The sequence below is a fragment of the Streptomyces sp. NPDC096323 genome, assembly GCF_040302845.1.
GTDB lineage: Bacteria > Actinomycetota > Actinomycetes > Streptomycetales > Streptomycetaceae > Streptomyces.
In genome coordinates, this window is record NZ_JBEOSI010000012.1 from 223,439 (window position 1) to 249,805 (window position 26,367).

The 26,367-nt window shown below is 71.6% G+C and carries 24 protein-coding genes; 13 read left to right on the forward strand and 11 right to left on the reverse strand.

Annotated elements, in window-relative coordinates; all coding sequences use genetic code 11:
• Positions 1-16: 16 nt before the first annotated feature.
• The gene (locus tag ABTX18_RS30595) at positions 17-709 is read right to left on the reverse strand and encodes a response regulator transcription factor (RefSeq protein ID WP_352126032.1); all 693 of its coding nucleotides are present in this window, start codon (positions 707-709) and stop codon (positions 17-19) included.
• A gap of 324 nt (positions 710-1,033) precedes the next feature.
• On the opposite strand from ABTX18_RS30595, the gene ABTX18_RS30600 reads away from it, so the two are divergent.
• The 8 genes from ABTX18_RS30600 (at position 1,034) to ABTX18_RS30635 (ending at position 7,425) form a co-directional block, all read left to right on the forward strand.
• Entirely contained in the window at positions 1,034-1,819 is a 786-nt protein-coding gene (locus ABTX18_RS30600; RefSeq protein WP_352126033.1) for an amino acid ABC transporter ATP-binding protein, read from the forward strand.
• Positions 1,820-1,888: 69 nt separating this feature from the next.
• Positions 1,889-2,731, forward strand: coding sequence for a glutamate ABC transporter substrate-binding protein (locus tag ABTX18_RS30605; RefSeq protein ID WP_352126034.1), 843 nt, complete (start codon positions 1,889-1,891; stop codon positions 2,729-2,731).
• Positions 2,732-2,805: 74 nt separating this feature from the next.
• Positions 2,806-3,471 carry an amino acid ABC transporter permease gene (locus tag ABTX18_RS30610; RefSeq protein WP_352126035.1) on the forward strand — a complete coding sequence of 222 codons (666 nt, stop codon included), beginning with the start codon at positions 2,806-2,808 and terminating at the stop codon, positions 3,469-3,471.
• On the forward strand, positions 3,468-4,358 hold the full coding sequence (locus tag ABTX18_RS30615; RefSeq protein ID WP_352126036.1) for an amino acid ABC transporter permease: 891 nt from the start codon (positions 3,468-3,470) through the stop codon (positions 4,356-4,358). The genes ABTX18_RS30610 and ABTX18_RS30615 overlap by 4 nt, the downstream gene beginning before the upstream one ends.
• A 251-nt stretch (positions 4,359-4,609) precedes the next feature.
• The gene (locus ABTX18_RS30620; RefSeq protein WP_352126073.1) at positions 4,610-6,223 is read left to right on the forward strand and encodes an FAD-dependent monooxygenase; all 1,614 of its coding nucleotides are present in this window, start codon (positions 4,610-4,612) and stop codon (positions 6,221-6,223) included.
• A gap of 82 nt (positions 6,224-6,305) precedes the next feature.
• Entirely contained in the window at positions 6,306-6,392 is an 87-nt protein-coding gene (locus ABTX18_RS30625) for a putative leader peptide (protein ID WP_311307652.1), read from the forward strand.
• A 74-nt stretch (positions 6,393-6,466) separates the two neighbouring features.
• Positions 6,467-7,018 (forward strand): cupin domain-containing protein, encoded by a 552-nt coding sequence (locus ABTX18_RS30630; RefSeq protein WP_352126037.1) that lies wholly within the window; start codon positions 6,467-6,469, stop codon positions 7,016-7,018.
• Positions 7,015-7,425, forward strand: coding sequence for a rhodanese-like domain-containing protein (locus ABTX18_RS30635; protein WP_352126038.1), 411 nt, complete (start codon positions 7,015-7,017; stop codon positions 7,423-7,425). The genes ABTX18_RS30630 and ABTX18_RS30635 overlap by 4 nt, the downstream gene beginning before the upstream one ends.
• 61 nt (positions 7,426-7,486) lie before the next feature.
• On the opposite strand, the gene ABTX18_RS30640 is transcribed toward ABTX18_RS30635, so the two are convergent.
• A complete protein-coding gene (locus tag ABTX18_RS30640) occupies positions 7,487-10,045 on the reverse strand; it encodes an FtsX-like permease family protein (RefSeq protein WP_352126039.1) in 2,559 nt (852 codons plus the stop codon).
• Entirely contained in the window at positions 10,042-10,707 is a 666-nt protein-coding gene (locus ABTX18_RS30645) for an ArsR/SmtB family transcription factor (RefSeq protein ID WP_352126040.1), read from the reverse strand. Before ABTX18_RS30645 ends, ABTX18_RS30640 begins: the two co-directional genes overlap by 4 nt.
• Positions 10,708-11,035: 328 nt before the next feature.
• On the opposite strand from ABTX18_RS30645, the gene ABTX18_RS30650 reads away from it, so the two are divergent.
• Positions 11,036-11,683, forward strand: a complete 648-nt coding sequence (locus tag ABTX18_RS30650) for a DUF6197 family protein (protein WP_352126041.1) — start codon at positions 11,036-11,038, stop codon at positions 11,681-11,683.
• A gap of 207 nt (positions 11,684-11,890) precedes the next feature.
• Here the strand turns inward: ABTX18_RS30650 and recX are convergent, their stop codons facing one another.
• From recX to ABTX18_RS30670, 4 genes are all read right to left on the reverse strand, one after another.
• Positions 11,891-12,640, reverse strand: coding sequence for a recombination regulator RecX (recX, locus tag ABTX18_RS30655; protein ID WP_352126042.1), 750 nt, complete (start codon positions 12,638-12,640; stop codon positions 11,891-11,893).
• Positions 12,641-12,643: 3 nt separating this feature from the next.
• Entirely contained in the window at positions 12,644-13,780 is a 1,137-nt protein-coding gene (gene recA, locus ABTX18_RS30660) for a recombinase RecA (RefSeq protein ID WP_352126043.1), read from the reverse strand.
• A gap of 300 nt (positions 13,781-14,080) precedes the next feature.
• On the reverse strand, positions 14,081-15,250 hold the full coding sequence (locus ABTX18_RS30665) for an AI-2E family transporter (RefSeq protein ID WP_352126074.1): 1,170 nt from the start codon (positions 15,248-15,250) through the stop codon (positions 14,081-14,083).
• A 337-nt stretch (positions 15,251-15,587) separates the two neighbouring features.
• Positions 15,588-15,782, reverse strand: coding sequence for a DUF3046 domain-containing protein (locus tag ABTX18_RS30670; protein WP_352126044.1), 195 nt, complete (start codon positions 15,780-15,782; stop codon positions 15,588-15,590).
• Between the two features lie 79 nt (positions 15,783-15,861).
• On the opposite strand from ABTX18_RS30670, the gene ABTX18_RS30675 reads away from it, so the two are divergent.
• The gene (locus ABTX18_RS30675) at positions 15,862-16,776 is read left to right on the forward strand and encodes a hypothetical protein (protein ID WP_352126045.1); all 915 of its coding nucleotides are present in this window, start codon (positions 15,862-15,864) and stop codon (positions 16,774-16,776) included.
• Between the two features lie 33 nt (positions 16,777-16,809).
• Here ABTX18_RS30675 and ABTX18_RS30680 read toward each other — a convergent pair whose 3' ends face one another.
• From ABTX18_RS30680 to ABTX18_RS30690, 3 genes are read right to left on the reverse strand one after another with little or no spacing between them, the layout of a single operon-like run.
• Complete coding sequence (locus ABTX18_RS30680) at positions 16,810-17,115, reverse strand: AzlD domain-containing protein (protein ID WP_352126046.1); 306 nt, start codon at positions 17,113-17,115, stop codon at positions 16,810-16,812.
• Positions 17,112-17,963 carry an AzlC family ABC transporter permease gene (locus tag ABTX18_RS30685; RefSeq protein ID WP_352126047.1) on the reverse strand — a complete coding sequence of 284 codons (852 nt, stop codon included), beginning with the start codon at positions 17,961-17,963 and terminating at the stop codon, positions 17,112-17,114. Before ABTX18_RS30685 ends, ABTX18_RS30680 begins: the two co-directional genes overlap by 4 nt.
• 10 nt (positions 17,964-17,973) lie before the next feature.
• The gene (locus tag ABTX18_RS30690; RefSeq protein ID WP_352126048.1) at positions 17,974-18,837 is read right to left on the reverse strand and encodes an AraC family transcriptional regulator; all 864 of its coding nucleotides are present in this window, start codon (positions 18,835-18,837) and stop codon (positions 17,974-17,976) included.
• Positions 18,838-18,949: 112 nt separating this feature from the next.
• On the opposite strand from ABTX18_RS30690, the gene ABTX18_RS30695 reads away from it, so the two are divergent.
• The 3 genes from ABTX18_RS30695 to ABTX18_RS30705 all read left to right on the forward strand — a co-directional run bounded on the left by ABTX18_RS30695 (position 18,950) and on the right by ABTX18_RS30705 (position 25,472).
• Positions 18,950-23,614: an Lhr family ATP-dependent helicase gene (locus tag ABTX18_RS30695; RefSeq protein WP_352126049.1), complete on the forward strand. Its 4,665-nt coding sequence runs from the start codon at positions 18,950-18,952 to the stop codon at positions 23,612-23,614.
• A gap of 204 nt (positions 23,615-23,818) precedes the next feature.
• Complete coding sequence (locus ABTX18_RS30700) at positions 23,819-24,646, forward strand: DNA-formamidopyrimidine glycosylase family protein (RefSeq protein ID WP_352126050.1); 828 nt, start codon at positions 23,819-23,821, stop codon at positions 24,644-24,646.
• A gap of 61 nt (positions 24,647-24,707) precedes the next feature.
• Positions 24,708-25,472 (forward strand): SDR family NAD(P)-dependent oxidoreductase, encoded by a 765-nt coding sequence (locus ABTX18_RS30705; protein ID WP_352126051.1) that lies wholly within the window; start codon positions 24,708-24,710, stop codon positions 25,470-25,472.
• A 639-nt stretch (positions 25,473-26,111) separates the two neighbouring features.
• On the opposite strand, the gene ABTX18_RS30710 is transcribed toward ABTX18_RS30705, so the two are convergent.
• On the reverse strand, positions 26,112-26,294 hold the full coding sequence (locus ABTX18_RS30710) for a CsbD family protein (RefSeq protein WP_352126052.1): 183 nt from the start codon (positions 26,292-26,294) through the stop codon (positions 26,112-26,114).
• Between the last annotated feature and the right edge of the window lie 73 nt (positions 26,295-26,367).

The following is a 26,367-nucleotide window of genomic DNA, read 5'->3' on the forward strand; positions in this document are numbered from 1 at the left end:
GGGGAACGTACGCCTTCTACGCGGACGGCGCGACGAGGCGGTAGCCGACCCCGCGCACGGTCTCGATCAGAGCGGGCAGCCGCAGCTTGGAGCGCAGGGAGGCGACGTGCACCTCGAGGGTCCGTCCCGTCCCCTCCCAGCTCGTACGCCACACCTCGCTGATGATCTGCTCGCGGCGGAACACCACGCCGGGCCGCTGGGCCAGCAGCGCGAGCAGGTCGAACTCCTTGCGGGTGAGCTGCACTTCACTGCCGTCGACGCTGACCCGGCGGGTGGGCAGCTCAATGTGGACATGCCCCAGACGCAGCGCGGCGAGGGGGGTGGGCGCGGTGTCCTCGGGGCCCGTCTTGCGCCGGCTGACGGCGTGGATACGGGCGAGGAGCTCGCCGGTGTCGTACGGCTTGGTCACGTAGTCGTCGGCGCCGAGGTTGAGTCCGTGGATCCGTGAGCGGACGTCGGCCCGCGCGGTCACCATGATCACGGGTACGGCACTGCGCTTGCGGATCTTGCCGCAGACCTCGTAGCCGTCCTGGTCGGGCAGGCCGAGGTCGAGGAGCACGACACCGAAGGGTTCCGTGTCGGTGGGGAGGAGCGCCTGCAGGGCCTCCTCGCCGCTGCGGGCGTGCACCACCTTGAAGCCGTGCCGGGCGAGAATCGCGGACAGGGCCGCGGCGACGTGGTTGTCGTCCTCGACGAGCAGCAGTCTCATGGCCCCCCTCTCCGCTCTCCGCAGGTGTGCGGTGACTGTACGGTCGCGTACACCTGTGGTTACTTCCCCGTACCGGGGCGTTTCACGTCAGGGTGTACCAGAGCATCCACCCCGATCCCGGGGGGCCAGTCAAGTGCCCGCCTGTTGCATCCACGTTTCCGTTATGCACCCGGTACGCCCCGGGGGCCGCCGAGGCGTCCCGTTCACGCGGAGTGTCCGGTTGCCGCCGGATCGTTATGCTCAATTTCCGCTCAGATGTAATGACGCTGGTCGCACTGCGTCACTAAGGTCCTTCCCAACCGAGGAGGACGGAGCAAAAAGCCGATGAGCGGAGTTTCAGTGACCAAGGGCGCCGAGGACGCTGCACCCGCGGCCGGCGACCTGGTTGTGCTGAGCAACGTCAACAAGCACTTCGGCGCGCTGCATGTGCTCCAGGACATCGACCTGACGATCGCCCGTGGCGAGGTCGTGGTCGTCATCGGGCCCTCGGGGTCCGGGAAGTCCACGCTGTGCCGCACGATCAACCGCTTGGAGACGATCGACTCGGGCGCGATCTCGATCGACGGAAAGCCGTTGCCCGAGGAGGGCAAGGAGCTGGCGAGACTGCGCGCCGATGTAGGCATGGTCTTCCAGTCGTTCAATCTCTTCGCGCACAAGACGGTGCTCGAGAACGTGACGCTCGGCCAGCTCAAGGTCCGCAAGACGGACAAGAAGACGGCCGAGGACAAGGCGCGTTCGCTGCTCGACCGGGTGGGCGTCGGGACCCAGGCGGACAAGTACCCCTCCCAGCTCTCCGGCGGCCAGCAGCAACGTGTGGCGATCGCCCGGGCGTTGGCGATGGACCCGAAGGTCATGCTCTTCGACGAGCCGACCTCCGCACTCGACCCGGAGATGATCAACGAGGTGCTGGAGGTCATGCAGCAGCTCGCCCGCGACGGCATGACCATGGTCGTCGTCACCCACGAGATGGGCTTCGCGCGTTCCGCGGCGAACCGGGTCGTCTTCATGGCGGACGGGAAGATCGTCGAAGAGGCCGTGCCCGACCAGTTCTTCAGCAACCCGCGCAGTGACCGGGCCAAGGACTTCCTGTCGAAGATCCTTCACCACTGATGGAGCCTTCGCCGCCGGTCACCGGACCGGCCGATCACTCACCTCGCGTCAACTCTAGGGAAATTCACCATGCAGCTTCGTAAGGTCACCGCCGCCTCGGCCGCCGTGCTCGCCCTCGCCCTGACCGCCACCGCCTGTGGTTCCGACGACAAGGGCGACTCCGCCGGGTCGGGCGGCGGCAAGAAGATCACGATCGGCATCAAGATCGACCAGCCGGGTATCGGCCTGAAGACCCCGGACGGCAAGTACACGGGCTTCGACGTCGATGTCGCCACGTACGTCGCCAAGGAACTGGGCTACGAGGCCGGGGACATCACGTTCAAGGAGACGAAGAGCGCCGACCGCGAGACGGCGATCGAGCGCGGCGATGTGAAGTTCATCGCCGCCTCGTACTCGATCAACGACAAGCGCCTCGCGAAGGTCGACTTCGCCGGTCCGTACCTCCTCGCCCACCAGGACATCCTGGTCCGCGCCGACGACACCTCGATCAAGTCGCCCGAGGACCTGAACAACAAGAAGCTCTGCTCGGTCACCGGCTCGACCTCGGCGCAGAACGTCCACGACACGCTGGCCCCGAAGGCGCAGCTCCAGGAGTACGGCGGCTACTCCGAGTGCCTGACCGGCCTGGAGAACAAGGCTGTCGACGCGCTGACCACCGACGACAGCATCCTGGCCGGCTACGCCTCGCAGGACGCCAACAAGGGCAAGTTCAAGCTGGCCGGATTCAAGATGACCAACGAGAACTACGGCATCGGCCTGAAGAAGGGCGACGCCGACCTCAAGAAGAAGATCAACGACGCGCTCACCAAGATGGTCTCCGACGGCTCGTGGAAGAAGGCCGTGGACGCCAACTTCGGTCCGGCGGGCTACAAGAACGAAGACGCCCCGAAGATCGGCAACATCGTCAAGTGAAGCAGGGCTGACCGGGCGCGCCGCCACTGAAGGCGGCGCGCCGTGCCCTCCTACACGCGGAAGCGCGGGAGATCGTGTTCGACTTTCTTGATGGTTACGACCTGCTTGGGGCGTTCTGGGTGACGGTGCAGCTCACCGTCTACTCCGCCCTCGGCTCCCTCATATGGGGAACGCTGCTGGCCGGCATGAAGGTCAGCCCGGTCCCCCTGATGCGCGGCTTCGCGACCGGCTACGTCAATGTGGTCCGGAACATTCCGCTGACCGTGATCATCCTTTTCTCGTCGCTGGGATTGTTCCAGACGATGGGCGTCAGTCTCGGCGCCAGCGACTTCACCGACATCAACTTCCGGCTCGCGGTGCTCGCACTGAGCGCCTACACCGCCGCCTTCGTGTGCGAAGCGCTGCGGTCGGGCATCAACACCGTGCCGGTCGGTCAGGCCGAAGCCGCACGTGCCCTCGGCCTGAGCTTCGGCCAGGTTCTGCGTCTGATCATCCTCCCGCAGGCCTTCCGCTCGGTCGTCAATCCGCTCTCCAACGTGCTGATCGCGCTGACGAAGAACACCACGGTCGCGTCCGCGATCGGGGTGGCGGAGGCCTCGTACCTGATGAAGGGCATGATCGAGAACGAAGCGCAGCTGCTCCTGATCTCGGCCGTCTTCGCCTTCGGCTTCATCGTTCTGACCCTCCCGACCGGCCTCATCCTCGGCTGGGTGAGCAAGAAGGTGGCGGTGAAGCGATGACCTCGGTCCTCTATGACGCCCAGGGGCCGCGCGCCAAGCGGCGGAACATCCTCTACACCGTTCTGTTCGTGCTCGTCGCCGCAGCCGTGGTGTGGTGGGTCTACGACGGCCTCGCCTCCAAGCACCAGCTCGACTGGATCAAGTGGAAGCCCTTCTTCACCAGCCACCAGCCGTGGGAAACGTACATCTGGCCCGGGCTCCAGAACACGCTCAAGGCGGCTTTCTTCGCACTGATCATCGCGCTTCCCCTAGGCGCCCTGTTCGGAATCGGCCGGCTCTCGGACCACCGGTGGATGCGCGCACCGTCCGGTGTGGTCGTGGAGTTCTTCCGGGCCATCCCGGTGCTGATCCTGATGATCATCGCGAATGCCGTGTACTCCGAGTACACGACTATCCCCACCGACACCCGGCCGCTGTACGCCGTGGTCACCGGGCTGGTGCTCTACAACGCCTCGGTGCTCGCCGAGATCGTGCGCGCCGGCATCCTGACCCTCCCGCAGGGGCAGACCGATGCTGCCAAGGCGATCGGTATGCGCAAGGGTCAGACCATGATCTTCGTGCTGTTGCCGCAGGCGGTCACCGCGATGCTCCCCGCGATCGTCAGCCAGCTCGTGGTCATCGTGAAGGACACCGCCCTCGGTGGTGCGGTGATGACGTTTCCCGAGCTGCTGGCGTCGGTCCGGCCGATGGCTGCGAACTACGGGGCGAACACCATCGCGTGCTTCACGATCATCGCCGTCATCTACATCGCCCTGAACTTCTCCCTCACCTCGTTCGCGAGCTGGCTGGAGCGGCGACTTCGGCAACGGAAGAAGAGCGACGGCAAGAAGGGCGCACCGACGACGGTCGGTGAGCCGGTGCTCGTCATGGACTCGGCCTCCACCTGACGGCTCGTCGACAGACGTCCGCGAGGGGCGGTGGCGCATCTGCCACCGCCCCTCGCCGCGTTCCGGTGTCACTTGACGCACGCACCGGCAGTAGGTTGCATACGTTCTGTGATCGCGCCCCGAGCCTCCGCCGCCGCATCTCCTTCGACGCCGCCCCCCGCCTCAGGGGCCGCTCCGGCCTCTTCGCTCTTCTCGTGCGCCTTCTCGTGCGCCTTCTCGCGTCCGACCACGGGAGTTCCGGGGGCCGTGCCGTGGACCCGGTGATCATCGTCGGTGCCGGGCCCGTGGGCCTGGTGCTGTCGCTCGCGCTCGCGGCGCAGGGCGTGCCCTCCGTACTCCTCGACGAGGACCCGGGCAGGGACGAGACGCGCCCGGCCCGCACGGTGGTGCTGCGCGAGGACACCGCGGACCTGGTGGAACGGCTCGGCTGCAAGACGCTCCGGGACGAGGGCCTTCGCTGGTCCGGCTGGCGGTCCATGCGGCGTCGGCTGCTCGTACGGGAGCTGCCGCTCGCCGACGGCGCGCCCGTGGGCGACCTGCCGTCCGCCCCCGTCCACGTACCCCAGCACGCGCTGGTGCGGGGCCTGCGGGACGCGGTGGCCGCGCAGGAACTCGTACAGACGGCGGGGCCCAGCCGGGTCGACACGCTGGAGCAGGACCCGCACGGGGTGACGGTCCACACCCGGGAGCCCGGTTCGACCTGGTGGCGCGGGAGTTTCGTGGTCGGCTGCGACGGGGCGAGGTCCACCGTGCGCAAGCTCCTCGACATCCGCTTCCCCGGGCGTACGGCGGTGGAGCGGCACGCCGTCGCCGCGCTGCGCACCGAGCTGCCCTGGCCGGGCGAGGCCGTGCTGCACCGGCTGCCGCCCTGGCGGACCGGTGGTGCCGAGGTCAGCGCACGGCCGCTGCCGGACGGTGTCTGGCGGCTGGACTGGCTGCTGCCGCCGCGCGGTGAGCTCGTCACGCCGGATGTGCTGGTCACCCGGGTCCGGGACACCCTGGCGGGCTGGTGCGGCGAGACACCTGCGTACGAACTCCTGGACACCGGCGTCCACACGCTCCACCACCGGCTCGCGCGGCGGTGGCGGGTGAAGCGGGCCTTCCTGGCCGGGGACGCCGCGCATCTGCTGGGGGCCCTCGGCACCCAGGGGCTCGACGAGGGGCTGCGGGACGCCGAGAACCTGGCGTGGAAGCTGGCGCTCGCCTGGCATCACGGCGCGTCCGACGTGCTCCTCGACAGCTATCAGGCCGAGCGCCGGGCCGCGGTCGCCTCCCGGCTGCGCGCCGCCGACCAGTCGCTGCCGATACTGCGGGGCGGCGGAGGCCTGCGGACCCTGGTCCCGGGGAGCGCACGGGGGCACGACTCGCTGCTCACCGACGGACATCTGGGCTGCGGCCCCCTCGGTGCGCCCCCGTCCTACTCCCATTCCCCCCTCGCGCCCCCACGCGCCGAGGCGCACACCGCGGTGGGTACGCCCCCGGGTGCGCCGGTCGCCGATGTACGCGTGACCGCGCCGGACGGAACGTCCGTACGGCTCCGGGAGCGGCTGGGGCAGGGGCACCTGCTGGTGGTGCTGGTGGCCCCGGGTACCGGGGTGTGGGACCGGCGGCACTGGATGCGGGCCGGGATCATGCCCCGGCTCGTCGAGACGGTCGACGCCCTGCCGGTGAAGGCCGAGCTGCTGGTCGCCGAGAGCTACCCGGGTGCGTCCGCGCACACCGTCCTCCTGGTCAGGCCGGACGGCCATCTCGTGGAGTCGTTCGGCGGGGTCCGGCCGGCCGAACTCCGGGCGGCGGCGGACGCGGCACGCGGCGGCGCGGTCCTCACCTCCGTACGCTCCGACCACACGGCGGACGTCAACTGACCGACGTCCGCACACGGCCGCCTCGCCTCCGTACGCTCGACGTCGATTGACCGACGCAGGCGCACATGGTGTACTCCGGACCATGACCGACACCGATGTGCGCCTGTGGCGGAGGGTCCATATGGACCTGCTCCGCTATGCGGGCTGCGTGTGTCGCCCGTCCTGCTGAATCGCTTCCTCCTGCTCCGCCGCGCGCTGTGACGTGCGGCAGGGGCATCCACGCGAACTCTCAGGACGGTCCCTGTGTCTGCCTCCTCTTCCCCCTCCCCTGTTCCCGTACGTACGTCCGACCCGTCCGCCCCCGGTCCGACCGCTGCGGAACTGCTCGACTTCGTCCGCCGCACCGCCGCGGACACCGCGCTCATCGCCTCGCTCCCCCTCGATCCCGAGGGCCGGACCTGGATCCGGCTCGACGGCCCCGGCGGCAGCGAGGCCTGGCTGATCGGCTGGCCGCCCGGCACCGGCACCGGCTGGCACGACCACGCGGACTCCATCGGCGCCTTCCTCACCGCGGCCGGCACGCTGAAGGAGCACGCGCTTGCCGCGCGGCTGCCCACCGACGGCTGGAAGACCCTGGAACTGGCCGATGACGTCGACCGGGCGCGGGAGTTGACGGCGGGGCAGGGCAAGGCGTTCGGCCGGCACCACGTCCATGAGGTGCTGAACGAGTCCGCCACGGAACACGCCGTCTCCGTCCACGCGTACTACCCGCCGCTGCCGCGGATCCGGCGCTACAGCCGCACCGGCGCGGTACTCCGCCTCGAGCAGACCGAACGCCCGGAGGACTGGCAGTGAGCGCCACCCGGCACGACAACGGTGACCACCGCCTCGGGATCGACGAACTCCTGGAGCGGGTGCGGGCCGGATACGAGCGGATCGGACCGCGGGAGGCGAAGGCGGCGGCCGAGGAGGGCGCGCTCCTCGTGGACATCCGCTACGCGGAACTGCGGGAACGGGACGGGCTGATTCCGGGGGCCCTGGTCGTCGAGCGCAACGAGCTGGAATGGCGGCTGGACCCGCGGGGAAGCCATCGCGCCGCGGAGGCCGTGAGCCACGGTCTGCGGGTGGTGGTGATCTGCAACGAGGGGTACGCCTCCAGCCTGGCCGCCGAGTCGCTGCACCGGCTCGGGCTGTACCGGGCGACGGACCTGATCGGTGGCTTCCAGGCCTGGCGCGCGGCGGGGCTCCCGGTCGAGGTGTGACCAGGAGCCCGGGGCGTGGGGGCCGTTCGGCCGAGTGCGCCCCGGGCCGTCCGGCCGTTCGTCACCGGCTCGTGACGGCCTCCACCGGGCGGGCCTTCAGGGCCAGCCTGCCGGGCAGTGCCGTCGCGATCAGGGCGAGCAGGGCGGCGGCGCCCACCACGGACGCGTATTCCAGCGGCACCACGATGGGCGCAGCGCCGCCCGTCATCCCGATGCTGAAGGCGGTCAGCACGGCGAGCGCGATTCCGGTGCCGAGGACGGCGGCGACGGCCAGGACCGACAGTGCCTCGATGCGAAGCATCCGCAGCACCTGCCGGCGGGTCGCCCCGGCCAGCCTCAGGAGCGCGAACTCCTTGAGCCGCTCGGAGACCGACATGGCGAGCGTGTTGACGACAGCGATGGCGGTGAACGCGAGGACCAGGCCCATGGCGAGCAGGTTGACCTCGGCGTTCTCCTGCTGACGGTCCGCCTGGAGCCGGTCGGCGGTCGCCGGGGCCAGGACCGCGACACCCGGGAACCTGGCCAGCGCGGCCGTCAGTTCGCTGCGGCTCGCGTCCCCCGCGACCAGGACGGTGGCGGCGAGAGGATTGTCCATGTGCCGGGCGACCGGGTCGTGCGGCAGCGTCACATCACCGAAGCCCAGCCCGCGGCGGTAGACGGCCGCGACCGTGAACGCGGCCGGGGTGCCGTCGCCCAGGTGCAGCTTCAGTTCGCTGCCGGGGCGCAGGCCGAGCCGCTCGGCGGCCAGTTCGCTGATGGCGGCGGAGCGGGGACCGGAGGCGAACGCGGCTATCGACCCGCGCGTCACGTCGGGGTCCCAGGTGCGGGCGAGGCCCGCCGTCGTGACCCCCTGGGCCGGGTATTTGGTGAGCCCGACCCGGACGGTGGTGCGGACCACCTCCGTGGCGGCCGTGACTCCGGGCAGCGCGCGCACGGCCTCGGTGGCGGCCGACGGGACACCGGGCCCTTGCGCACCCAGCACCCAGGCGGCGCGGGTGCCCTCCCGGGCCTGTGCCAGGGCGGCGTGGCCGAGGGTCGGCTGGACGAAGAGAACCGTGCAGGTCATTCCGATGAGCAGGGTGAGCGGGGTGACGACGGAGGCCATCCGGGTGGAGTTCCCGCGGATGTTCGCCGTGGCCAGGACGCCGACGTGTCCGGCCGCGCGCAGCACACCCCTCAGCAGGACGGCGGCCGCCCGGACGATGAGGGGGCCGAGCAGCGACACCGCCGTGGCCAGCACCACGACCGCCAGGAAGGTGACGGGGGTGGAAGCGGCCTCGGTGCGCAGAATGCTCAGTACGGCGACGAGTACTCCGCCACCGATGAGCAGGACCAGTCCGGCGGCGATACGGCCCCGAGCCGGACGGCGGCGCTCGACCGCGGACTCGGCCATGGCCTCGGCGGGGCGGAGGCCGGCGATGCGGCGGCCGGAGATCCGGGCGGCGGCCCAGGCGCCGAGGAGGGTGACGGCGAGGGCGGCACAGGCGGGAAGGGCTCCGGCTGTCCGCTCCAGCGTCGGCGGAACGACGCCCATGTCGATGAATCGACTGTGCAGCCAGGCGGCCAGCGGCAGCCCGGCGAGGGCGCCCAGCACCCCGGCGACGGCCCCCACCACCAGCGCCTCACGGCCGAGCAGGCGGCGGATCTGCCGTGAGGTGGCGGCGATCGTACGCAGCAGTGCCAGCTCACGATGCCGCTGCTGGACGGAGAGCGCGAACGTCCCCACGACCACGAGTACCGCGACCAGGAGCGAGGTGCCGCCCATGGCACCGCCCATGGAGACCAGCTTGACCCGCGCGCCCGCCGCATCCAGGAACTCGACCGGACCTCGTTCGTCTCCCGTCGACACCTGGACGGTGGTGCCCTTGAGCGCTTGCGCGACTCGCTCCTTCAGCCGGGCCGTGTCCGTACCGGCCACGGGCAGCACGCCCAGGGCGGAGACCTGGCCCGGGCGCGCGGCGAGGCGTCCGGCCTCCGCCGTCGAGAAGAACAGTGAGGTCTGCTGCCGGAGTTCACGGTGGCCCTTCGGAGCCGCGATGCCGCTGACACGGTAGGTGCGGGGTGCCTGCGTGGACTGCACGGTGAGCCGGTCCCCGGTCGTCAGGCCGGCCCGCCCGGCGAGACCACGGTCAATCACGACGTCATCGGCCGAGACGGGCGCGTGGCCCTCGGTGAGGGCGAACGGGGTGAGCGGGGCGGACGCCCAGGAGTGTCCGTACGAGGGCGTGCCACCGCCTCCCGTACGCGCGGACCCGACCGTCAACGGCTCGGCCAGGAAAGTCAGTTCGGGGACGACCGCGCGCACGCCCTCCAGGGTGCGGATCCGGTCGGCGGCGGTGGCGGGAAGCCAGGCACGCTCGGCGACCGGCTTGGCCTTGTGCTTGATCTTCGTCTTGCCGTTGCCCTTGTGCTTCACGGTGGTCCGGTGGACGTTCTGGTCGGCGGAGACGAGGAGCGGGGTCGCGCCGTAGCGCTCGGTGGCGATCCGTCCGCGCAGTCCGGTCTCCAGAAGGGTGCCGCAGGCGGTGACGAGGGCGGCGGCGCACATGAGGGCCAGCAGCGCTCCGAGGAAACCCCCTTTGCGGTCGCGGATCGTACGCAGGGCATAGCGCAGCATCATGACGCGTCCGTCTCTCTTCCAGTGTCGCTCGTACGGGTGCCGGGCTTCTGGGCGTCTTCTCCCGCGCCCGGGAAGGCCGGACCCGGAAAGGCCAGCAGTCGGGTGTGGACCGTGCGGGCGCCCGGCGGGGTCTCGGCGGCGGGGCGCTTGTAGCGGTTCATGAGGGCGATGTAGTCCTCGAAGAACTCCTGGAGTTCGGGGAGCGTGAGCCGCAGGGAGCCGCGTGAGTACGCGTGCGCGTCGGCCCACGCGTCGGCTTCCCCGCCGTCCCCCGCGGTCCCGCTCTCGCGCTGGAGCCGCTCGAAGAGTGCGAGGTCCGCGGCGTACGCGTGGCGGTTCAGCTCGTCCATGACGGCCCGCATCCCGGGTGTCCGGCGGGACGGCGGCGGGAACCGGCGGTCGCCGGGAACCGCCCGCCACCATCGCGCCCGGCGCCCACCCGGCCCCTGCGGCACGGTGTCGGCGACGAAGCCGTAGCGGGCGAGTTCGCGCAGGTGGTAGCTGGTGGCTCCGGTGTTCAGGCCCAGGGCGCGGGCGAGGATCGCCGAGGTCGCGGGGCCGTGCAGGGTGAGGTGCTGAAGGATCTGCTGGCGTCGCGGCTGGGCGAGGGCCTTGAGGGCGGCCAGCTCCGTGATCTCGGTGCCGCCGGGCTTGTCTGGCATGCGTCACACACTGCTCTGTGCACAGATGTCTGTGCACTGGAGCGTTCCGGCGTCTTCGCCGGGGGTTTTCCCCCGTACCCGAGCGCTTGCGGCCTCCGGTCGCCGTCGGCCGGCTCCGGGCGGCCCGCTCGTGGTCGGCCCGCTCCGAATCACCGGATTCCGCCGCGACACACCCGTATGGCCTTGCTCCGGTGGAGCGAACCGCGGACCGGACGGACATTCGCCTCAACGGCGAGGGCCACCACGGCGTCGCCGGCACGCCGCCACGGCATCGCTGTGCACCGTCACGGCATCGCTGTGCACCGCTACGACGGGGAGCCCCGCACCCATGCCGACCACCGCCATCGCCCTCACCCTCACGCCCGATGAACTGGACGTCCAGGCCGCTCGCCTCCATGACACGGAGGCCTGGCAGGAAATCGTCAAGGGCTGGGACTGCACCGTCCCCGAACCCCCGAACCCCGTCTCAGCCGGTACGACGCAAGGCCGTCCGGCGTCGCCGGGCGACTGGCGCGATCTGCTGTCCGTGCCGGTGGATCAGCTCATCGCCGACACGGTGCGCGCGCTGCCCGCGCCCCTGCCCCGCGAGCGTCCGCTTCCTGGGCGTATCGGCGCGGTGCTGCCGGACCGCCTCCACGCCTGGCGGCGTATCGGGCAGCCGGAGGTGCGGCCCTCCGTGCATCTCGCCCATGCCCGGCAGATCCTGACCGAATGGGGCTGGCAGAACACCCCGTACCGGCTCCGCAACGCCCGGGGGGCCCGCTGTATCTGTGGCGCCATGCTCACGGCGCACCGCCTGGGCTACGGATCGGCACACACCGTCGACCGGGCCGGCGCCTGGCTGATCTCCGAACTCCGCGCCCAGGGCTGGACGGGACTGATCGGGCCATGGAACCGCTACCCGGGGCGCACCGCCGCGGACGCCCTCGCCCTGATCGACGCCACCATCAGCCGTGCGGCCCGCGCCGGGCAGTAGCGGCTCGACGGAGTAGGGGCACATGCCGGGCGAGGGACGCGAGGCTTGCGCGGCGAGGGGCGCGACGCTCGACCGGGGCACGCGGGCCTGAGCGCCGTTGTGCGGGCCGGGCACGCGGGCCTGTGCGCCGAGCGACGTGGGTGTCGCTGCCGCCGACCCCACCGCCACCGCCACCGCCACCGCCACCGCCACCGCCACCGCCACCGCTCAGAACGGCTCGTCCAGCCCCTCCGTGTCCTCGCCCTCTTCCTCCAGTGCCCGGCGCACTACGCGCAGGGCCATTCCCTCCCCGTACCCCTTGCGTGCGAGCATGCCCGCAAGACGGCGAAGCCGTTTGTCGCGCTCCAGGCCCCGGGTGGACCTGAGCTTGCGTGCGACGAGCTCGCGCGCCGTCTCCTCCTCCTGCTCGGAGTCGAGCCGGCCGACGGCCTCGTCGATCACGGCGGCGTCCACACCCTTGGTCCGCAGCTCACGGACCAGCGCGCGACGGGCCAGACCGCGCCCGTGGTGCCGAGACTCCACCCATGCGTCGGCGAACGCGGCGTCGTCGATCAGCCCGACGTCCTCGAAGCGCGACAGCACTTCTTCGGCCGCCTCGTCCGGGATCTCCCGCTTGTGCAGCGCGTCCGCCAGCTGCTTGCGGGTGCGCGGAGTCCCGGTGAGCAGGCGCAGACATATGTTGCGCGCCTCCTCGACCGGGTCGCGCGGTTCCCCCTTCTCGGCCCTCGACGAGGAGGGGGAACCGCTGTCCCGGGAACGGGAGCGGGAGCGGCGCCCCGCCCCCTCACCGAATCCGGCTCCCGCGCCCGTGCCTCTGCCGCGGCCGGTCCTGACGGCCGGCTCGCGGGAGAGGCCGGACTCGTCGTCGGATCCGGCCGTGTGTCCGGTGGCGAATTCGGGGCCGGGGCCCGCACCGGGGTCGGCGGCGCTGCCCGGCCACTCCGTACGGCGTGTCACGGGCTAGCTCTTGGCCGCCGCCGTCTTGGCCGGCTTGGCCTTGGTGGCCGGAGCGGGCACCGACTTCGCCGCACCGTCGGCCGGAGCGGCCACGCCTGCCGCGTCCGCGCCGGGTTCGGCGACGGAAGCTGCCTCGGCCTCGGGCCGGACCCCGACGCCCAGCTTCGTCAGGATCTTCTTCTCGATCTCGTTGGCGAGATCGGGGTTGTCCTTGAGGAAGTTGCGGGCGTTCTCCTTGCCCTGGCCGAGCTGGTCGCCCTCGTACGTGTACCAGGCGCCGGCCTTGCGGACGAAGCCGTGTTCCACGCCCATGTCGATCAGGCCGCCCTCGCGGCTGATCCCGTGGCCGTAGAGGATGTCGAACTCGGCCTGCTTGAACGGCGGTGCGACCTTGTTCTTGACGACCTTGACGCGGGTGCGGTTGCCGACCGCGTCGGTGCCGTCCTTGAGCGTCTCGATCCGTCGGATGTCGAGGCGCACCGAGGCGTAGAACTTGAGCGCGCGGCCACCGGTGGTGGTCTCCGGCGAGCCGAACATCACACCGATCTTCTCGCGGAGCTGGTTGATGAAGATCGCGGTGGTCTTGGACTGGTTGAGCGCGCTGGTGATCTTCCGCAGCGCCTGGCTCATCAGACGGGCCTGGAGACCCACGTGCGAGTCACCCATCTCGCCCTCGATCTCCGCCCGCGGCACGAGCGCCGCGACGGAGTCGATGACGATCAGGTCGAGGGCGCCCGAGCGGATCAGCATGTCCACGATCTCGAGAGCCTGCTCACCGTTGTCCGGCTGGGACAGGATGAGGTTGTCGATGTCGACACCGAGCCGCTTGGCGTACTCGGGGTCCAGGGCGTGCTCGGCATCGATGAAGGCCACCGTGCCGCCGAGCTTCTGCGCGTTCGCCACGGCGTGCAGCGTCAGCGTCGTCTTACCGGAGGACTCCGGTCCGTACACCTCCACCACACGGCCGCGCGGCAGGCCGCCGACGCCGAGCGCCACGTCGAGCGCGGTGGACCCGGTGGGGATCACCTCGATGGGCTCGTTCGGCCGCTCGCCGAGGCGCATCACCGCACCCTTGCCGAATTGCCGTTCAATCTGTGCGAGTGCGGCGTCCAGCGCCTTCTCGCGGTCGTTTCCTGCCATGGGTTCCACCCGATTTGCTTGAGTCGATCGCTTCACGTCAAAGACGCTAACCCCTGCCACTGACAATGGGCCTCGACGTCCTCCCGGCCTGTGGACAACTCCACGGTCGGGCCCGGGAAAACCCGGCCGGAAACCCCATGAGAATGGATGTTCGATTTTGGTGTCAAGCACACCACGCCGCACCGGCTCGTCCCCAGGATAGCCGCCTAGCAGCAGCCGACCAGGCAGTCAAGATCGTGTGTGCGACACCACATCGGATACCGGCGCACAGAGGCAGCGCGGGCCGGAACGGTCCGCGCCTCAGGAGCGCGGCCGCGGGCCCCGCGGCTCCTCGTCCTCCCCCTGGCCGCCCTCGGCCTCGGGGGCGTGCCAGAGCCGGCGCAACCGCGCGGACACCGGTTCGCCGCGCCGCCACTGATGACGTCCGTGCACCCGGGGGTCGTCCGTGACGTCGTAACGCTTCACGTAGGCGCCGAGGAAGGCCTGCAGGGTGGCGACGGCCGGGATGGCGATCAGCGCGCCGACGGCGCCCATCAGCGCCGTACCGGCGACGACCGAGCCGAAGGCGACCGCCGGGTGGATGTCGACGGTCTTCGAGGTCAGCTTCGGCTGCAGCACGTAGTTCTCGAACTGCTGGTACACGACGACGAAACCGAGGACCCACAGCGCGTACCAGGGGTCGACGGTGAACGCGATCAGCATCGGGAGGGCGCCCGCCAGATACGTACCGATCGTGGGGATGAACTGGGAGACGAGTCCCACCCAGACCGCGAGCGCCGGTGCGTACGGCACTCCCAGGGCCAGCAGCAGGATGTAGTGCGCGATTCCGGAGATGAGCGCCATCAGACCGCGCGAGTAGAGGTAGCCGCCCGTCTTGTCGACCGCGATCTCCCAGGCCCGCAGCACCTCCGCCTGGCGGGAGGGCGGGAGGACGGAGCACAGCGCGCGGCGCAGCCGGGGGCCGTCGGCCGCGAAGTAGAAGGAGAACAGGAAGATCGTCAGCAGCCGGAACAGGCCGCCGAGCACCGTGGCGGACACGTCGAGCACGCCTGTCGCGCTGTTCTGGACGTACTTCTGCAGCCAGTCGGAGTGCAGCAGGCTGTCCTGCACGTCGACGCGGGAGAGGTCCGTACGGAAGTTCTGGTTGACCCAGTTGATCACCGAGTCGAGGTACTTCGGGAAGTCCTCCACCATGTCGACGATCTGGCCCGCGAGCATCGAACCGAGCAGCACGACAAAACCGGCGCCGAAGATCAGCACGACGAGGAAGACCAGGAAGGTGGCGAATCCCCGCCGTATGCCGCGGACCGACATCCGGCTCACCGCGGGCTCGATCGCGAGCGCCACGAAGAAGGCGATCAGCACATTGATCAACAGACCGATGAGCTGATCGAAGGCCCAGCTGCCGAGCCGGAAGCAGGCGTAGAGCGCCAGTGCCAGCACCATGGCACGCGGCAGCCAGCCGGGCATGCGCACGGGCCCTGCGCCGGACGGCGGGGACGGCGGCGCAGTCGGCGGGACGGGCGGGTCGAGGGGCGGCTGGGCCTGAGCGGTCTCGTCTGTCGGTGCCACGGAGCAAGTCTCGCCTACGGATCGGTCAACCGGTCCCGCGCCCCGGAGCCGGTCCGGCCGCCACGCCGCGTCAACATGGCGCCGGGCGGCTGTCACGCCGCGTCAACACGGAGCCGGTCCGCCCGCCACGCCGCGTCAACATGGCGCCGGGCTGCTGTCACGCCGCGTCAACACGGAGCCGGTCCGCCCGCCAACACGGAGCCGGTCTGCCCGCCGCCCCGCGTCAGCATGCGCTTCAGCGCTTGTCCGGCGGGATGCCGACGGCCGTGCACACCGCGCGCCAGACGTCCTTGGTCTCCCACCCCGCGTCCAGTGCCTGCCGCACGGTACGCCCGCCGAGTTCCGCCATCACATGGTCCCGCGCGAAGGAATCGGCGTATGCCGCGCCGAAGTGCTCCGCCATCCGTTCCCAGAAAATCGTCAACCGCATGCCCTCAGTATCCCGCTCCTGAGAGTGCAGCCGGGCCGCCCGGCCTTCCCGCACGCGCTCACCGTCCTACGGTCGGTGCATGGCTGGAACCGGAACAAGTCCCCTCGACCGTGCCGAGCAGTTCATCTGGCTCACGGCCCGCGTCCTCGAACAGCGGCGGTTCGCCCATCACTTCCTGAAGGGAAGTGCGGACGCCGTCGAAACGGCGCTCGCCGCCTTCCTCAACGAGGACGGCGGGTACGGTCACGCGCTCGAACCCGATCTGCGGGGGCCCGTCAGCCAGCCGCTGCACACGGCGCACGCGCTGAGCGTCCTCGACTCCATCGACCGCTGCGGTGGACTCCGGGTGGAACGGATCTGCCGGTTCCTGACCGAGGTGTCCACCAAGGAGGGCGCCTTACCCGCTCTGCTTCCTTCGCAGCGCGGCTACCCGGCCGCGCCGTTCATCCCCATCGTCGACCATCCACCGGCCGAGCTGCTGGTGACCGGGCCCGTCGTCGGACTGCTCCACCGCAATTCGGTGTGGCACGCCTGGCTGTTCCGGGCCACGGACTTCTGCTGGGCGGCCGTCGACGCCCTGGAGGTGTCGCATCCCTACGAGATCGAAGCGGCGGTCGCCTTCCTCGATGGTGCGCCGGACCGCCCGCGGGCCGAGGCCGCGGCCGACCGGCTCGGCCGTCTGGTGCGCGACCAGCGGCTCGTCGCCCTGGATCCGGAGCGGCGCGCGGAGTACCCGGTGGCGCCGGGGTACGCGCCGGGTGAGCAGCACTTTCCGTACGACTACGCCCGCGCGCCCGAATCGCTCGCCCGGCGCTGGTTCACCGATGCGGAGATGGACCGCGCGCTGGACCATCTGGCCGCCGGGCAGCAGGCGGACGGCGGCTGGCCGGTGACCTGGCGGCAGTGGGCCCCGGGAACGGCCCTGGAGGGGCGTCCCCTGGTCACGCTCAGAGCCCTGCGGACGCTGCGGGCGTACGGGCGCGCCCTGGACTGACCACCGCGGCGGCCCGCCGTTGTGTCACCGGCCCTACCCGAGGGCGCGCACACCGGCGGTGACGGCCACGGCGACACCCACGACGACGAGGAAGGGGGCGCGCAGCACGAGGGCGAGAGCCGCGGCGGCGAGACCCGCGCCCCTGGCGTCGAGCACCAGTTGCTGTCCGTCGCCGAAGGCCTGCTGCGCGGTGAGGGCTGCCAGCAGACCCACCGGCATGAGGGCGGCGAGACGCTGCACGAGGGGGCGTTCGAGGGCGCCGGCGGGCACCAGGAGGCCGAGGAGTTTCGCGAGGTAGCAGCCGACGGCGGTCAGCCCGATGGCGATCCAGACGTTCATCGGCCGTCCTCCGAGGTGGTGGTGCGCGGTTCCCCGGCATCCCGGGCCTGCTGCGGGCCGGGCGCCGTTCCCCTGCCGCGCTGCCGGGCCTCCTCCGTGGCCCGTTCCTTGTCCGCCTTGCCGCGTCCCGTCAGGAAGAGGACGACGGGCGCCGCGAGCGCGGAGAGCAGTACCGGCACCCCGGCGGGCAGTACCGGCAGCAGCCCGAGGGCGAGCAGAACGGCGAGCGCGGCGGTGACCCGCTCCGTCGTGTTCTTCAGCATCGGGGCGAGCAGGGCGAGGAAGACGGCAGGGCCCGCCGCGTCCAGCCCCCAGGCCGCGGTGTCGCCGAGCGCCTCGGCGCCCAGCGCACCGGCCAGCGTGGTGAGGTTCCACAGCACGTAGAGGGTGAGCCCGGTGACGGTGAAACCGATGCGCGCGGCCCGCCGGGCCGGCTGGGCCAGGGTCACGGCGGTCGTCTCGTCGATGACCCACTGGGCGGCGAGAGGGCGCAGGGCGCGCGGGAGCGCGAGGAGCTGCGACAGCCGCAGGCCGTAGAAGGAGTTGCGTACGCCGAGGAAGAACGCGCCGGCCGCCGCGGTGTAGGGGTTGCCGCCTGCGGCAAGGGCGCCCACCAGGGCGAACTGGGAGGCGCCGGTGAAGACGAGGAGGCTGAGCGCGCAGGTCTGCAGCAGGCTCAGCCCGGAGCCGGCCGACGTGATGCCGAACGCGAAGCCGGAGAGTCCGACGGCTATGCCGACGCCGAGAGCGTCCCGTACGACGGCCGCGTCGGGCTTGGCCACGGGGGTGACCGCGCTGCCGTCGGGCGGGCCGGCCACGCTCTGAGGGGGTGCTGTCTGTTCTGCCACGCCCGGCACGCTACCGGTCCAGGTCGGGGCCGGTCTTGTACGTTCTTGCGCGTTCGCGCTGGTAGGCGCCGGGTGGCACTCCCACGATCCGGGTGAAGTGACGGTTGAGATGGGGCTGGTCGGTGAAGCCGACCGCGGCGGCTGCCGCGGCGGGCGCGATGCCCGAGTCGAGCATCCGTCGCGCACGCCGGACCCTTGCGTCGGTGAGCCAGGTGTGCGGCGGCATCCCGTACTGCTTCTTGAAGGCCCGGAGCAGGGCGAACGGGCTGGTGCCCAGTTCGGTGGCCAGTGCCTCCAGGGTGGGCGGCGCGGTCATCCTGCTCTCCAGTACGGCGCGGGCGCGCGCCGCGTCCCGCGCACCCGCCGCTCCGACCGGACGGGCGGACAGCGCGCTGCCGTGGCGGGTGAGCAGCCGCGTGACCATGACTCGCAGCACGCTGTCCGCGGCGAGTGCGTTGCCCTCCTCCGCCGCGCGGTGGACCTCCCCGATGAGCCGGGCCGCGCAGGGGTCGGCCACGCTGGTCTCGGTGAAGCCGACGGTGCCGCGCAGGTTCGTCGTGTCCGCCGCGATGTCGTTGATCACACGGGAGGACGGGTAGAGCGTCGCGTACACCCAGCCCTCGGGAACACCGGCCCTGGCGGTGTGCGTCACCTCCGGATTGATCATGACGACGGAGCCCGGTCCCGCGTGGACGGTGCCGCCGGGCAGCTCGACGTCCTCGACGCCCTGGGTGACGGCGCCGAAGACATACCCCTCGTGGCTGTGGCGGGGGAAGGTGTGGCGGACGTAGCGGGCCCGCAGAAGGTCGAGGTCGGGCAGCTCCGCGTACTGCCAGTGCCTCGCCCACTCCACCGGCCCCGTCGCTCCTGTCATGGCTGAATTCTCGCAGCCCGGGGCCGTGGCCGGGTCGGCGCCGCAGGTGCCTCAGCCCTGGCTACGGCCCACTTCCGGGGCCGTTGTCAGTGGCGGGGTGCACGATGGGGACATGACCGGCTCCGCACTCGATTCCTTCTCCCCCGCGACCCGAAGCTGGTTCACGGGGGCCTTCAGCGCGCCCACCGCCGCGCAGGAAGGCGCCTGGCGGGCGATCGGCGAGGGGTCGGACGTCCTGGTCGTCGCGCCGACCGGATCGGGCAAGACCCTGGCCGCCTTTCTCGCCGCCCTCGACCAGCTGACGGCCATCCCGCCGCCCGCCGAGGCGAAGAAGCGCTGCCGAGTGCTGTACGTGTCGCCGCTCAAGGCCCTCGCCGTCGACGTGGAGCGCAATCTCCGCTCGCCCCTGACCGGCATCCGCCAGGAGTCGGTGCGGCTGGGCCTGCCCGAGCCGGAGGTCCGGGTGGGAATCCGCTCCGGCGACACCCCGCCCGCCGAGCGCCGCTCGATGGCCACGCGGCCGCCGGACATCCTGATCACCACGCCCGAGTCCCTCTTCCTGATGCTGACGTCCTCGGCGCGGGAGGCGCTGGCAGGCATCGAAACCGTGATCCTCGACGAGGTGCACGCGGTCGCGGGGACCAAGCGAGGCGCACATCTGGCCGTGTCGCTCGAGCGGCTCGACGAGCTGCTGCCCCGGCCGGCCCGGCGGATCGGTCTGTCGGCCACGGTCCGCCCGGTCGACGAGGTGGCGCGTTTCCTGTCGCCCCAGCGGAAGGTGGAGATCGTCCAGCCGCCCTCCACGAAGCAGTTCGATCTGTCCGTGGTCGTGCCCGTCGAGGATCTCGGAGAGCTCGGCGGCTCCCCCGCCACCGACCAGGACTCCGGTCAGGCGGACAAGCCGTCGATCTGGCCCCATGTGGAGGAGCGGATCGCCGATCTCGTCCAGGCCCACCGCTCCACGATCGTCTTCGCCAACTCCCGCCGTCTAGCCGAGCGGCTCTGCAACCGGCTCAACGAGATCGCGTACGAGCGGGCCACCGGCGAGACGATGCCCGATGCCCACTCCCCCGCCGAGATCATGGCGGAGTCCGGTGCGGCGAAGGGTGCGCCCCCGCTCCTCGCCCGGGCCCACCACGGATCGGTCTCCAAGGAACAGCGCGCCCAGGTGGAGGAGGACCTCAAGGCGGGCCGGCTGCCCGCGGTGGTCGCCACCTCCAGCCTGGAGCTCGGTATCGACATGGGCGCGGTCGACCTGGTGATCCAGGTGGAGTCACCGCCGTCAGTGGCCTCCGGACTGCAGCGGGTCGGCCGCGCCGGACACCAGGTGGGCGCGGTCTCCACCGGGGTCGTCTTCCCGAAGTACCGGGGCGATCTGGTGCAGGCGGCCGTGGTCACCGAGCGGATGCGCACGGGGTCCATCGAGGCCCTGCGGGTCCCGTCCAATCCGCTGGACGTGCTGGCCCAGCAGCTGGTCGCGATGGTCGCCCTGGACAGCTGGCAGGTGGACGACCTGCTGGCGGTGACCCGCCGGGCCGCGCCCTTCGCCTCGCTCCCCGAATCGGCGTTCACCGCCGTGCTCGACATGCTCGCCGGCCGCTATCCGTCCGACGCCTTCGCCGAGCTGCGCCCCCGTGTCGTCTGGGACCGCATCGCCGGTACGGTCACGGGCCGGCCCGGCGCCCAGCGGCTCGCCGTCACCTCCGGCGGCACCATCCCCGACCGTGGGCTCTTCGGGGTCTTCCTGGCGGGCGCCGACCCCAAGAAGGGCGGCGGCCGGGTCGGTGAGCTGGACGAGGAGATGGTGTACGAGTCCCGGGTCGGCGACGTCTTCACCCTGGGCACCACGTCCTGGCGGATCGAGGACATCACCCGCGACCGGGTCCTGGTCTCACCGGCGCCGGGCGTCCCCGGACGGCTGCCGTTCTGGAAGGGCGACCAGTTGGGCCGTCCGCTGGAGCTGGGACGTGCGCTGGGGGCCTTCCTGCGCGAGCTCGGCGGGCTGTCCCCGCAGGACGCCCGGCTACGGCTGCTGGCCGCGGGGCTGGACACCTGGGCCGTGGACAACGTGCTGTCCTACATCGACGAGCAGCGCCGGGCCTGCGGTCATGTGCCGGACGACCGGACCATTCTCGTCGAGCGTTTCCGCGACGAGCTGGGTGACTGGCGCGTCGTCGTGCACTCCCCGTTCGGAGCCCAGGTGCACGCCCCGTGGGCGCTCGCCCTCAGTGCCCGCCTCGCCGAGCGGTACGGGATGGACGCCCAGGTCATGCATGCCGACGACGGCATCGTGCTGCGGCTCCCGGACGCCGACATGATGGGCCTGGACCTCTTCGATTTCGATCCGGCGCAGGACACGGCCCAGGACGCCGGCGCGGCGCCGCTTCCGCCTGCCAACGCCGCCCTCGACAGCGACCAGCCCCCGGTCGGCGCCGCCGATGTGGCCTTCGACCAGGGCGAGATCGCGCAGATCGTCACGGACCAGGTGGGTGGCTCCGCCCTGTTCGCCTCACGGTTCCGCGAGTGCGCGGCCCGCGCACTGCTGCTGCCGCGCCGCAGCCCGGGCAAGCGAACCCCCCTGTGGCAGCAGCGTCAGCGGGCCTCCCAGCTCCTTCAGGTCGCCTCCGAGTTCGGCTCCTTCCCCATCGTTCTCGAAGCGGTCCGCGAATGCCTCCAGGACGTCTTCGACGTCCCCGGGCTGACCGAGGTGATGGGCGACCTCGAAGCCCGCCGGATCCGTCTGGTCGAGGTGACGACCCAGGAGCCGTCCCCGTTCGCCCGCTCGCTCCTGTTCGGATACGTCGCACAGTTCCTGTACGAGGGCGACTCGCCCCTGGCCGAGCGACGGGCCGCCGCGCTCTCCCTCGACTCCCACCTCCTGGCCGAACTGCTGGGCCGCGCCGAGCTGCGCGAGCTGCTCGACGCCGAGGTCCTGACCGAGCTGGAGCAGGAGCTCCAGTGGCTGACCGAGGACCGCCGGATCAAGGACGTCGAAGGGGTCGCTGATCTGCTGCGGGTCCTCGGCCCGCTCACCGACGCGGAGCTGGCCGAACGCGGCGCCGAACCCCCATGGGCGCAGGAGCTGGCGACGGCCCGCCGTGCCATCCGGGTCCGGATCGGCGGCAGCGATCACTGGGCGGCCGTCGAGGACGCGGGCCGGCTGCGCGATGCCCTGGGCACGGCGCTCCCGGTGGGCGTCCCCGAGGCGTTCACCGAACCGGTCAAGGATCCGCTGGGCGACCTCCTCGCCCGCTACGCCCGTACGCACGGCCCGTTCACCTCGACCGCGGCGGCCGCCCGCTTCGGCCTCGGCACCGCCGTCACCGACGGTGCGCTGCAACGGCTCGCGGCCTCAGGCCGGATCGTCCAGGGCGAATTCCATCCCGCCGGCATCGGCCAGGAGTGGTGCGACGCCACCGTGCTGCGGCGACTGCGGCGCCGCTCTCTCGCCGCGCTCCGCCATGAGCTGGAGCCCGTGCCCCCCGCCGCGCTGGCGGGGTTCCTCCCCCAGTGGCAGCATCTCGGCGACCACAGCCTGCGCGGGATCGACGGACTGGCGCGCGCCGTCGAGCAGTTGCAGGGGGCGCCCGTCCCCGCCTCCGCGCTGGAGAAGCTCATCCTCCCCAGCCGTGTCAGCGGCTACTCCCCCGCGCTCCTGGACGAACTCACCACCACGGGCGAGGTCGTCTGGGCCGGTGCGGGCGCCCTGCCCGGCAAGGACGGCTGGCTCTGCCTCTATCCGGCCGACAGCGCACCGCTGCTCCTGCCTCCTCCCCGTCCGCTCGAGCTCAGCGCGCTGCACGAGTCCGTACTGGGCACGCTCAGCGGTGGTTACGGTCTCTTCTTCCGTCAGATCGCCGATCAGGTCCGCGCCACCACCCACCCGGACGCCACCGATCCCCAACTCGCGGACGCCCTCTGGGACCTCGCCTGGTCGGGCCGGCTCACCAACGACACCCTCGCCCCTCTGCGTGCGCTCCTCGGCTCCGGACGCACGGCCGGATCGACCGCACACCGCGCCAAACGCAGCGTTCCGCGCGGCCGGTACGGCTCACTGACTGCTTCGGCCCGCCCGGCCTCGCGCACCGGTCCGCCCACGGTCTCCGGCCGCTGGTCCCTGCTGCCGCCCGCCGAACCCGAGCCCACGCACCGGGCCCACGCCCTGGCCCGCACCCTCCTGGACCGGCACGGCGTGGTGACGCGCGGCGCGGTCCAGGCCGAGGGTGTCGAGGGCGGCTTCTCCGCCGCGTACCGCGTGCTGTCGGCCTTCGAGGACAACGGGCAGGCGCGCCGCGGTTATGTCGTGGAGGGCCTGGGGGCGGCGCAGTTCGCCATGGACGGAGCGGTCGACCGGGTCCGCGCGGCGTCGACCGCCCTCGACCGGAGGGAACCGGGCGCGGATCCCCGGGCGCTGGTCCTCGCCGCAGCTGATCCCGCGAACGCCTACGGAGCGGCGCTGCCGTGGCCAGAGCCGCCGGCCGGGGCCGGTCACAAACCCGGACGCAAGGCGGGTTCCCTCGTGGTTCTGGTCGACGGCGAGCTGACGCTGTACATGGAGCGCGGCGGCAAGACGCTGCTGGCCTGGCCGACCGATCCCGACAACCCCGCACTGCACGCAGCCGCGGCAGCCCTGGCCGCCGCCGCCCGCGCCGGAGCCCTCGGCACGGTCACGGTCGAGCGCACCAACGGGGCCTTGTCCCTGACCTCTCCCCTCGGCCGCGCCCTGGAGTCGGCCGGCTTCCTCGCCACCCCGAGGGGCCTGCGCCTGCGGGCGTGAGCCCACGGGCCACCCCGCACCCCCGTTCCCACCCTCCACAAGCCCCACGCCCGCACCGGCCATCCCGCCGTTCCCACCGCCACAAGCTCCGCACCCGCCATCCCCCGTTCCCACCGGCCACAAGCTCCGCACCCGCCATCCCCCGTTCCCACCGGCCACGAGGTCCGCACCCGCCGTCCCGCCATCCCGCCGCATCATGGACGTATGCCCGAAGGAGATACCGTCCTGCAGACCGCGAAGCGTCTGCACAGCGCGCTGGCCGGTCACGTCCTCACCCGGTCCGATCTGCGCGTCCCACGGTTCGCCACCGCCGATCTCACCGGCCGGACCGTTCTCGACGTCACCGCGCGCGGAAAGCATCTGCTGACCCGTATCGAGGGCGGTCTCACCCTTCACAGCCATCTGCGGATGGACGGCGCCTGGCGCGTCTACGCCCCCGGCGAACGCTGGCGGGGCGGCCCGGCCCACCAGATCCGCGCCGTCCTGGCGAACACCGCGCACACCGCGGTCGGCTACCGCCTCCCCGTGCTGGAACTCCTGCGTACGAGGGACGAGGAGCAGGCGGTCGGCCACCTCGGCCCGGACCTGCTGGGCCCGGACTGGAACGCCGACACCGCGCTGCACCACCTCCTGGCCGACCCCGCCCGCCCGCTCGGCGAGGCGCTCCTCGACCAGCGCAACCTCGCCGGCATCGGCAACGTCTACAAGTGCGAGCTCTGCTTTCTGGCCCGGGCCACCCCCTGGCTCCCCGTCGGCGGACTGCCCGAACCCACGGCTGTTCTCCTGGTCACCACGGCCAAGCAGCTGCTGGAAGCCAACCGCGACCGTCCGATCCGCACCACCACCATCGGCGCCCGCCCCCGAACCCCCGGCGCTCCGGCACTCCGCGCCCGCCGCCCGAGCGAGAACCTCTGGGTCTACGGCCGGAACCACCGCCCCTGCCTGCGCTGCGGGACACCGATCCGCGTGGCGGACCAGGACACCCGCCCCACCTACTGGTGCCCGCACTGTCAAACCGGACCCACCCCGTAGCGGAAAAGCCGAGGGAGCGCCCTAGTTGACGACCCGTCAGGTGCGGTCGTACCGTCCGGTCATGCCTGTCGCCGCGTACGACCTCACCGGACGCACCGCGTTCGTCACCGGCGCCGCCGGCGGCATCGGCCGCGCCTGCGCCGTCCTGCTGGCGGAGGCGGGCGCCACCGTCCACTGCGCCGATCTCGACGAAAAGGGCCTCCTGGGGACCCTCGGTCTGATTGCCGCGGCGGGTGGCGAAGCCCACACCCATCCGCTCGATGTCACCGACCGCAATCAGGTCCGGGCCGCGGTCTCAGCCGCCGGCGATCTGGACATCCTGGCCGCCGTCGCCGGGATCATGCATACGAGCAGCGTCCTGCAGACGACGGACGAAGACCTGGACCGTGTGCTCTCGGTCAACTTCAAGGGAGTTCTGTACGCCTGCCAGGAAGTGGCCCGCACCATGGTCGCGCGCAGCGCTCCGGGCTCGCTGGTGACGATGGCCTCGGGCGCGGTCGACTCCGCGGGCCCCGGCCTGCTCTGCTACAGCGCGGCGAAGGCCGCCGTGGTTCAGCTGACCAAGACGCTGGCGACCGAGCTGGGGCCACACGGCATCCGGGTCAACGCGGTCGCCCCGGGCTGGATCCGCACCCCCATGACCGCCCGCCACGACGCGGAGCAGCAGCACCGGGCGGAGGCCACGATGGCACGCATCACTCCCCTGGGCAGGGTCGGTGAGCCCGATGACGTGGCCCACACCGTGCTGCATCTGGCGTCGGACGCGTCCGCCTTCATGACCGGCCAGATCCTCCGTCCGAACGGCGGCGTCGCCATGCCCTGGTAGCCCGCCACGCCCTGCCGAATCTGCCGAAACTGCCGTCGGACCACGACCGGACGCCCGAACCCCGGGATGACATCCGCCAGGACCACCACGGCCCGGATATCGACGAGCCGGGTATGGATGAGCCGGGCATCGACGGGCCCGACATCGGCGATCCGGATATCAGTGACCACCACGTCCGCCCCGCCTCACGCACACCCCCGACGCACCGCCGGAGCAGACCCGTCCCCGCGTCGAATATCCCCGTCGGCCGGGCGGTCTCGGCCACATGGACGGGCAGGAGGCTGAGCCCCCATCCACCCGCCGCCACCGCCCCCTCGACCGGCCCCGCGTGCGCCGGCTCCAGCACCAGCCGCAGCACCGCCCACCACCACACACCGCCGAGCACGAGCGCCGGCACCCATCGCCGCACCATGGCTGCCTCCTTCGGCCGAACCCGGGGGCTGTCGTTCGGAACATGCCGGGAGTGTGCGGTGCCCCTCCCGATCGGAACGGAAGACGCTAGTCCTGCCCGCTCATCCGGCGGGACAGCGCACCGGCGCATTACCGGCGCTTACGACGCAGTCGCACGCCGTGAGAGGGATCCCGCCACGTCCAGGGCGGAGCCCCCACCGCTTCCGATGGGGGCTCCGCCGACTGCGTTCAGTCCTTGTCGTCGCGGGTGAGGGAGTCCTTGGCACCCTCGGCACGCTCCACGGCACCCTTGGCCTTGCCCTTCGCCTGGTCCGCCTTGCCCTCGGATTCCATGCGCCGGTTGCCGGTCATCTTGCCCATGGCTTCCTTCGCCTTGCCTGCGACCTTGTCCTTCGCGCTTTCGTCAGCCATCACAACTCCTCGCGTCGTGCGGTCCGGCCTCTGCCCGGTTCCGGGACGGCCGGGGAATGGGACCCGGCCAGGT